The following is an 8869-nucleotide window of genomic DNA, read 5'->3' as shown; positions in this document are numbered from 1 at the left end:
TTAGCTTTCCAATTTTGCTAAATTAAACCCCCATCTTTTAAAAGCATCATTTAGTCCTTTTGAATTTGTTTGGAGTTCAAAAATTTGAAAAATGAATTTACTGCGTTTGCAGAAGAAACCAACTGATCACCAGATTGAGCTTTAACGATATCTTCAGGACTTATGATCATTACCTCTCTGTCTTCTGGCTCAGCAGTGGTGTTTCGTATGATGGATGCAGTCCAAAATTGGGAATCTATTGAATAATGAATACATACACCACAAGGCACCCCATCATCATCATAAAAACCAAAATTTATGCCTTTGTTGACGCTTACCATATAGTCAACCCGCGTGTCCAGGTCTTTTACTATATCGATGAGGAATCGTTTAAGCGGGTCCTTATTAGCAAGTTGGTCAAATTCTTCCTGACTGTCCATACCCATTGCGCGCGTTACAAGTTGTCCAAGGATCATGTAATAGAATTGCGACGATATAAGCCCTTGACTATAGGCTCTAGACACATTTGGAGATAACCAGGTAGCCAGATAGTCATCATAAGTGCGACCATTTGATGGAACAAAAGTCTGACGACCCAGATCTTTTAGAATCTGTCCAGAAGGCTCAGGGGAATCTGCCATCATACCTAGATGCCCTTTCTTGTCCAATCCATAGAAGAGCTCTCTATTCAGTACGCTTGCGAAAGTACCAGTAATTACTCTAATGTTAGGCATGCTATTTATAACCTACTTTTAACCAATATTAGAGACACTATAGCATGTCAAGCTTAAGAAAATATTAAAAGAATAAGCAGATTTTTTCAAACAGAGTGAAATGATCAAAGTTCAAATGAACCTATCCTCTTTCAAAGGATACAACTAAATGATGAATAGATGTTTTTATGCAAATAAAGCGGGTAAATCAAGACACTAAAGGTGAGCAATGCTATAGAAAAAGCGATTGATGGGCAACTAATCATTAACTATCTTACTCACACCAGTTGATTCAATTTAATTTTTGCTTAACAAAATTGATGTATAATAGAGCAATTCATTTTTATTTAGAGCATTTTGATGGGTAAATCTATTCAAATACAAGAAATAATTGCAATAAATAATAATGGAGAAATCCTACAATCAGCAGCAAAAGAGAAGAGAGGAGCGGCTTGGCATATTCAAGAAGCAAGTTCCAGTACCGACGATCGAATCGCTCGCATGGCTGCTCATATAGAAAATCTTGCTGCCGCAGCAAATACAGCCCATAGTAAACTAAACGATACAACAGAAGATAGTTTAGTAACTCGCTTAAGTTTGAATGAATTTAGCCTTTACACCAAAGATAGTCCTTTAAGCCTGGATGAATATAAATTACTCATTAAAAGAGTAGATGGCATTGCGTCTCAACTTCCGCCCAATATCCATCTTCTATTAGCAACCATCCCCGTTTATTGGCCAGATAACAGTGTCCATAACTGCGCTTTATACGTTCAATCAGCAAGATCTGCCACTGAAAAACCCATCATCAATCATTTTGCAAAAAACATTACTCCACAACTGATTTCCATTACATCGACAAAACTGGCAACTCCTTGCCTTTGCGAGGAGATGAATATGGGACCATTTACTCTCCCACAGTCGTTTTGAGGGATACAGAGATATTGACTGAGGATGCCCACCAATTTGAGAGTGCATTAAAGATAATCACTGCTGAAGGTGAATCCTTTATCACCCTTATAGATATTTGTCTGGATCACCGAGAGAAAGTTGCTGAAAGAAATTTAATGGGTTTGATAACGCAATTACAGGTATGCGGTTTAACGGTTCCTCTTTATATGAGTCAGTTAATCACTTCTCATACCATTGCTCCTATTAAAAAACATATTTTTACTTCATTAACTCAGGCAGATGCAACCTATAAAGCTGTAGATAGGTTGTTTCATAATGAGGTGATCCATTTATTTTCTCCATTTGGCGAGTCTGTTGATCTCTCCGTCTTTCCGCCAGCCTATCTGGAAATACCTTATCGAAAACGTGTATTGCGTCATCTTAGTACAGCCATACCTGGACAGACTATTTTAGAAGAAACAATAGCAAACCCTCGCATGATAATGCATTTACAGAAACGAGTCAGAGCGCTTGCAGCGTTAGGGATAACGATGAGTAAAGAAATGCAGCAGCAATATCAAGCCTGGCTAGATAGTTTTCTTTTTCTTTGTCTAACCTGTTGGATGAACCAGCAATTGTTGGGGATTCTACCGTAGCGAGCGTAATAGATAGTCCTGCTTCAACATCCACTACAACAGATTATTCTACTTTGCTAGATCTAAGTAATGCCGAATATTGGGTAAAATCACTATTGGCTGAGCTGGATGAGTCAGCGATTTCGGATGATTCTACGGCACACACCGCCACAAATGGTTTTGCTTCAACCTCAAGTACAACAGATTGTTCTACTTCAGAACCAACCATAACAGATGACCTCGATTCAGAGCACAGTGACATCGAACTTTGGGTAAACGCACTATTGACTGAGGAGCTTCCCTCTCAAGAGCCTGTTACTGATGATAGTACAGCACATCTATCCAATAGCGCATCAACACTGGATGCTACAAGTAGTTCAGAAAGTTCCTTGTTTTATGATAGCAACCCTTACAGTTTATTTTTAGAGGCGCTGAACAAGAGATAAAGGAACTAAGGCGTCCTTTTAAAACCTATTCTACCACTACAGGATACTCTCGCTTTGCTACTGATAATAAAGTAGAAAGGGGTGAAGAAGTGGAAAAACGACGACGTCTTTTATAAAAACGTTGAAAACAACTTCTGTACAAACTCAATAACCATAAGAGAAAGCATTTTTTATTTCTTCATGACCTATAATTAACCAATATGGTTAATTGGAGTGTTCATGATCCACATCAACCTTTTAAACGATTTGGTGCAATTCACTTTTGCTGGGAACTCTGAAGAACAAGCGAAGGAAAAAATATTTAGAGAATGCATTATGTGAGCGCTACATTGACTACAGCAATACCACAGGAAAAACAGTGTCTGATTGCGATCTCTATGTACATATTTCTAAATTTAAATCAGCGAATGAGATTAGAGATATGTTTATACCCGATTTAGCAGTTGCGGATAAAAAGCAGCCTCAATTTTTTCAGGAACCACCCGTACATTATAAATTTCAAACACAAAACAGAATCGCAGTCGATAAATTAATTGATAACAAAATTGAGGAACTGAGAACGGGACCGCGTGGATCACAACGGCTGTAAAATCGTCTTTCTCTTTGTCCGGTTATACACTATAAAAGTCAACCCCTGCACTCAGTAGCGTTAATTTCAAGTCAGTTTTCATCATTTTTTATCTCAATAAGATACAGGAAAAATTCCCACCAAAATCATCCTCGCCAGCATGGTAGGCGCGCCTGCAGCTAAAGAATCGTTTATCGGTATAGGTATCAATTCCAATATGTCCAATCGATTTTAAACGCAAGTTAATCAGACATCCATCAACAAAGCCTGGTAAATCAAACATGAAATGATTTAATTTCTTAGCCTTTTTGAAATAGCGTGCATTGTACGGATTATCACTAATAAATCCCTGGTAAAAATCATGACTGACTTCATAGGAAGTCTGAGCAATACAGGGACTGATAGCAGCCACAACATTATTGGGCGCAGCGCCTAATTCTTGCATTTTATGGATAGTTGACTCTAATACCCCCGCTTTGGCACCCCGCCATCCAGCGTGAGCAAGACCAATGACACCTGCGTGCTCATCAGCAAATAAAACAATAGGGCAATCCGCACTATCTGAACCTAAGAGGATATTTTTCTGCTTCGTTACCATTGCATCCGCTTCAACGGTCTCATTCTCTGACCAATGTTGATCAACAATCACGGCCTTATCACCATGAATATTTTTTACGGTTATTAATGAGGTTAAAGGATATCCAAAAAATGAGGTGATTCTTCTCCTATTTTCCTCTATTCTCCTTGGCTCATCATCACTGCCATAAGCACAGTTAAGAGACGAATATCGCCCCTCGCTCACTCCTCCATGTCGCGTAAAAAAGCATGCTTAATCGAAGATAATTGCTTTAAAGTTGGCTCCTGCAGCGCTTCCAGTGCGTTATTATCGTTCTTTTGATAGTGCTTAAATGTCAAAATGCTTCCTTTTAACAATCCATGACATAACGTTGATATTTTAAAAATTCCAAATGTGCTTTCACAGTAGGCCATTCACTTGCAATGATGCTGTAAACATAGGTATCTCGTAAAGTACCATTAGGCATCACCACGTGATTACGCAAAATACCATCCAGCTTGGCTCCCAAACGCTCGATACCGCGTTGACTTTGGCGATTGAGAGCATGCGTACGAAACTCGACAGCAATGCAATGTAGCGATTCAAAAGCATGGCGTAACATGAGCAGTTTACACTCGGTATTAAGACCTGTACGTTGAACAGTTTTGCTATACCAGGTTCCCCCTATTTCCAAACGATTATTAACCCGGTCAATATTTAAGTAAGTTGTCATCCCAATTGCTTTTTGCGTTTGATTATTTATAACAGCAAATGGCAACATCGTCCCATCAGCTTGCATTTTTAAGCGCAGATCAATATTTTCCTTTATTTTCTGGGGCTCCGGCACAAAGGTAAACCAGAGTTTCCACAACTCCCCATCTTTTACTGCGTCTACTAAATCATCATGATGTTCATGGCATAACGGTCTTAAAGTACAGTAATCGCCCCGCAGGATAATAGGTTCATTTAAACTTGTCATCGAAGTCTCTTAATCCAGTTTTTTCAAGCAAAGTTTATGAAATAAATAATAGATATGGTAGCTCTCTCTCTTATTTATGATTAACATACCAAGGGAAGCCTTCTGATAATTTGAATAAGGATATTAAGCATGCCGAAAGATGTGGGGCAACTTCATAATGTCTACGTTGATTAGGGACCAATCACAATCATCAGAAGCTAAAGAAGAGGCTGAGTATGGCGCTGTAAGACCATGGATACGTTTTATGGCAAAGACCTACCCTTCTCCATGCCTTTACGCTCATTTCAGCCCATAGTGGCTTAAGCAAACGAAGAATCACAAGCTGGGATAAAACGGAACAATTTACTATTAAGCATGGTGAAATAAACATTTATAGAAGCGTAGTTGCCTGGGTTATAATCATAACACCGATTGTCTTGACGATTATGGCTAAAGAAGTCAGTTAGGTAGCCGTAAGTTTGTGGTAACAGGCTACGCCTTTAGCTGGATGGTAGTGAAAAGAGGATGTAGAAATAGACAAAAATTCTATTTATTTTAAAACAGTTCTTGAATCAACAATGGTCTTTAAGATAAAAAGGGCTGCTCCCTTTTTATTTAATCGCTGGGTATCGCATGCCAAACAGCAATATCCTAACTATTTACTTCAAGCCAACACAGAAACCTTGGTCAATGATCTCACGTTTGCCTTGGCTAAAAGTTTGGAACTAATCTGGCGCAATGAGAATCAAACCAAACGCGATGTACCCGAATGGTGTGCTGGATTTCTATTAGAAGCAGCCTCGTCTACACTAAATGTTCAATGGTCCCAAGAGTACATTTGCAAACAAACTCCTGAGTATAAAGAATTATTTTTCTTAAAACCATCACTCAATATTTAAAGATGGATACCGTTGCTATTAAAAAAGTAGAGGCCCTATACAACCATCTAATCAGTAAACAAACCAGTGCTATAGATCAAGACGATAGCAAACATGAAAAATTATTGATCTCAAAACATTTAAAAAGAATAAATATCCCAATAACCTGTTCAAAAACAAAATCGTTAACTACCTAGAAGCTATTTTCTTCGAAAAACACTTCCTGATGTTTAGCGACATTCTTAAAAATAAAATTCCTCTCCCTTTGGCAGATTTTTTTAGTGATGACGAGATTATGCAGCTAGTTGAAGCGGTTAGACGATATTAACCCTCATCTTAGCGAAACATATTGGGAGAATAATTATGATGCTTCGCCTCATCCAAAACGTCCACATGGTTTTCAGCAAGCGCTACAAGTAACTCATCAATTTGACGACTAAAATCGTTGAGATCAGCTGGACCAATAACTAGAAGATTTTGATTATCCTGCTTGCCATCGATTGTTAATGAACTCAGTGCCTTTTCTTTACTAAGGGCATTTTCAAATTTGATATGGAGCAAGGAATCTTTCTCAGTTATTTCAACTTTACCAAAATAATGACTCAATACCAGTTCATATTTTTTGTGGTTTAATTCCTTGATTCTATTTGCATCTTCCTGAGCAATGATTTTATTAAATTGCTCTACAGCGTTTTTATTTATGGATAAGATAGTGCGATCAATCTTGTAATGTTCCTTTAGAACTTTAAATTCTTTTTCCAGAGCCTGTTTATCAATGTCGTCTTTAAATTCTATCTCAAAAAACGGACTATCTTTATTATCTTTAATCTCAATGGGTTGTTGACCTAAAACCCTCTCGAAAGCAGCTTTGATAGCATAGGTTAATTTCATATTACTCACTCAGTGAAAATTTGTATCATAATATATCATGTAGGTCTCAAATTTACCATATTGATTTTAGTATACAAACACTGCTAAAGAACCTTTGCAAGAAGTTTAATTTTCATATCGACGGAATTATTGATAACCCAGCATTTTCGTTATGACAAAAGTGTTTTTTATAAAGTACTTCTTCCAGCAGCGCACCACCCTCATAAAATTCCTCTATTCTCGTGTAATCAGTCACTATAAATCCGAACGACTCATAAAAGCGTCGTGCTTGCGTATTGTCAGACAAGACCCAGAGATAGACCCATTTAAAACCCAATTTTGATAACTCAGACAAAGCCATTTTACATAATTGAGTACCTAATCCCTGGCGCCAATAATCTGGATGTAAATAAATAGCGCTGATCTCACCCTTTAATGGATCGGGTGTTACATCACGGAATTTACAGATACTCGCAAACCCAACCATTTTATGATCAATTTCAAGAACTAATACCTTTACACCTTGTGTTATCAGGTCTTGCCATTGCTGGGTGCGCTCCTGGATCGATAAATTCTGCAAAATAGATTCAGGAACAAACTCTTTGTACATTTCCTGCCAGGAACGGATATGATTGGTAGCAATCGCTTCAGCATCTTCGAAAACAGCGAACCTAACAACTGGAGTTGAATTTTTATTCATAGCGAAAAACTAATAAGAGAACAACTTGCTATTTATCACTAATTTGACTGAGCATCAAATTTTTAAGAGAGAGTCCGCAATATTTCCATTTTCGATGGAGATATTACGGACAGCTTATCTTCAATAATGAAAATTCTTATAAAGTTACACTTTTAGGCATACAAGCATCCAACACTGTACAACCTACATCGACAACTGCTCCCGCTACCGCTGCCACTGCAACAACACCTGTTGATATTGTACGCAACGCTAACGCAGCCAAGTCCCATAATGTATCGGTTAGACTAGACACTGCAAAGTACGCAACATAGCAAACATTAGTAAAAAATGCTGGCACACTTTTTTGGATATTAGCTACATCGAGAAACGCTATATTAACAGCTGTTTCAAGAAGCTGACGACAGGCTCCCAGTGAAGATGATGCTGCCATTGTCAAATCAACTATTGGAGCGACAACAGGTGATCTTAACTGAGTTCTAACATCAGACAACGATTTAAAAGGGTGGAAAAAACTAGCTGAAGAATTTATTCTGACGCCGCTCTCTCGATAGTGAGCCGTCTTTATGTTATGAGCTTTTTTCAAATACACCTTCTTTCTTAAAATACATTTTACACCCATATGTTAAAAAATTGCATAATACAATTAATTACTGTACTACGCTAGCCCATATTGATTTTTTATTCTCGGCAAGCATAGATACAAAACCCAGTAAAGAAATGACGCTTGAAATATCTAATCCGTCCATGGTTTTGTCGTTTAGATAGAATACGTTAATTAGGTGGAGAATCTCAGAATTGGAGCGGGTGATGGGAATCGAACCCACGCTATCAGCTTGGGAAGCTGAAGTTCTACCATTGAACTACACCCGCCTCGTTAGATGCTAAGTGTAATAGCTGAGGAATTCTAATTCAAATAAGTATTAATTTGCTATGTGCATTCCGGTTGAGGTCCTGCTGAAATCATCATGGCGTATTTAGAAACTACTTATTTCAAATTAACGACCGATTGAAAGTTGATTTGGCTACCCTCACCACGCTGTTTGTGAGGGTAATTAACGATTACGCAGTAAGAGCAACTACATCTTTCTGAACATCGGCAGCCATCTGCCCTGAGCGTGGCTGGTTATTAAAAAATAGAAATGAATTACCTTTGGTTACTATTGCTTGAGCGATTCCGCCGAGAAGACCAGGAACGATACCGGTACATAAAACGAGAAGTATTGATTTCCAAATTGCTCCTGTCACCCTATTCTCATTAAGAACTTTTATAGCATCTTTATTCGTCTCTATATAATCAGAAAATGCATCTTCTTGGCCGCCTTTAAAAGCCTCGATGCGACGTTCAGTATCGATAATAAAGCCATCGATTTTCTTAACCTTATCCTGAGTGAGGGAATCAGTAGCAGTTAATTTTTCTCTTTGTATAGCCTTAACTCTTCGATATGTCTTTTCAGAGATTTAAATTCTTCTGAAAATTCGAGCTTTTCTGATGCACTTTTAACTTCTGAGGTAAGTCTCTCAATTTGTTTTTCATGAACGCCTTTATTCATGCCGTAATATTTATCAGTTGAGTGATAAATTTGTCCAAAATCTACAGGGTATGTTTTACCATTGTGCGTAATAAAATTTCGTCTGTCACGGCAATCGGTCATGACATAACCTCGATTAAGCATCT

The 8869-nt window shown here is 38.0% G+C and carries 13 protein-coding genes and 1 tRNA gene; 5 read left to right on the top strand and 9 right to left on the bottom strand.

Annotated elements, in window-relative coordinates; translation table 11 throughout:
- Positions 1-50: 50 nt before the first annotated feature.
- Positions 51-713, bottom strand: coding sequence for a hypothetical protein (locus BN58_RS09355; protein WP_019216590.1), 663 nt, complete (start codon positions 711-713; stop codon positions 51-53).
- 339 nt (positions 714-1052) lie between these two features.
- On the opposite strand from BN58_RS09355, the gene BN58_RS09350 reads away from it, so the two are divergent.
- From BN58_RS09350 to BN58_RS09335, 4 genes are all read left to right on the top strand, one after another.
- A complete protein-coding gene (locus tag BN58_RS09350) occupies positions 1053-1622 on the top strand; it encodes a hypothetical protein (RefSeq protein ID WP_019216589.1) in 570 nt (189 codons plus the stop codon).
- Between the two features lie 14 nt (positions 1623-1636).
- Entirely contained in the window at positions 1637-2239 is a 603-nt protein-coding gene (locus BN58_RS09345) for a hypothetical protein (protein WP_156812453.1), read from the top strand.
- Positions 2191-2664, top strand: a complete 474-nt coding sequence (locus BN58_RS09340; protein WP_156812452.1) for a hypothetical protein — start codon at positions 2191-2193, stop codon at positions 2662-2664. Before BN58_RS09345 ends, BN58_RS09340 begins: the two co-directional genes overlap by 49 nt.
- A gap of 358 nt (positions 2665-3022) precedes the next feature.
- Positions 3023-3253 (top strand): hypothetical protein, encoded by a 231-nt coding sequence (locus BN58_RS09335; protein WP_019216586.1) that lies wholly within the window; start codon positions 3023-3025, stop codon positions 3251-3253.
- Between the two features lie 88 nt (positions 3254-3341).
- Here the strand turns inward: BN58_RS09335 and pgeF are convergent, their stop codons facing one another.
- Both pgeF and BN58_RS09325 read right to left on the bottom strand, forming a co-directional pair.
- A complete protein-coding gene (gene pgeF, locus BN58_RS23750) occupies positions 3342-4034 on the bottom strand; it encodes a peptidoglycan editing factor PgeF (RefSeq protein ID WP_019216585.1) in 693 nt (230 codons plus the stop codon).
- Between the two features lie 124 nt (positions 4035-4158).
- Positions 4159-4767: a GNAT family N-acetyltransferase gene (locus BN58_RS09325; protein WP_019216583.1), complete on the bottom strand. Its 609-nt coding sequence runs from the start codon at positions 4765-4767 to the stop codon at positions 4159-4161.
- A 557-nt stretch (positions 4768-5324) separates the two neighbouring features.
- Between BN58_RS09325 and BN58_RS09320 the strand changes: the two genes are divergently transcribed.
- Positions 5325-5645: a hypothetical protein gene (locus tag BN58_RS09320; protein WP_019216582.1), complete on the top strand. Its 321-nt coding sequence runs from the start codon at positions 5325-5327 to the stop codon at positions 5643-5645.
- Between the two features lie 315 nt (positions 5646-5960).
- Here BN58_RS09320 and BN58_RS09315 read toward each other — a convergent pair whose 3' ends face one another.
- The 6 genes from BN58_RS09315 to BN58_RS23745 form a co-directional block, all read right to left on the bottom strand.
- Entirely contained in the window at positions 5961-6515 is a 555-nt protein-coding gene (locus BN58_RS09315) for a hypothetical protein (RefSeq protein ID WP_019216581.1), read from the bottom strand.
- Positions 6516-6627: 112 nt separating this feature from the next.
- A complete protein-coding gene (locus BN58_RS09310) occupies positions 6628-7194 on the bottom strand; it encodes a GNAT family N-acetyltransferase (protein ID WP_019216580.1) in 567 nt (188 codons plus the stop codon).
- A gap of 136 nt (positions 7195-7330) precedes the next feature.
- Positions 7331-7624, bottom strand: a complete 294-nt coding sequence (locus tag BN58_RS09305; RefSeq protein ID WP_232220486.1) for a hypothetical protein — start codon at positions 7622-7624, stop codon at positions 7331-7333.
- 366 nt (positions 7625-7990) lie between these two features.
- Positions 7991-8064, bottom strand: a tRNA-Gly gene (locus BN58_RS09300).
- A gap of 189 nt (positions 8065-8253) precedes the next feature.
- Entirely contained in the window at positions 8254-8439 is a 186-nt protein-coding gene (locus BN58_RS09295) for a hypothetical protein (RefSeq protein ID WP_019216578.1), read from the bottom strand.
- A gap of 161 nt (positions 8440-8600) precedes the next feature.
- The coding region (locus tag BN58_RS23745) for a hypothetical protein (RefSeq protein ID WP_040916368.1) at positions 8601-8869 on the bottom strand (269 nt) is incomplete at its 5' end.

Source organism: Legionella tunisiensis (assembly GCF_000308315.1).
GTDB classification, from domain to species: Bacteria; Pseudomonadota; Gammaproteobacteria; order Legionellales; family Legionellaceae; genus Tatlockia; species Tatlockia tunisiensis.
This window is presented reverse-complemented; position numbering and strand designations above follow the sequence as displayed.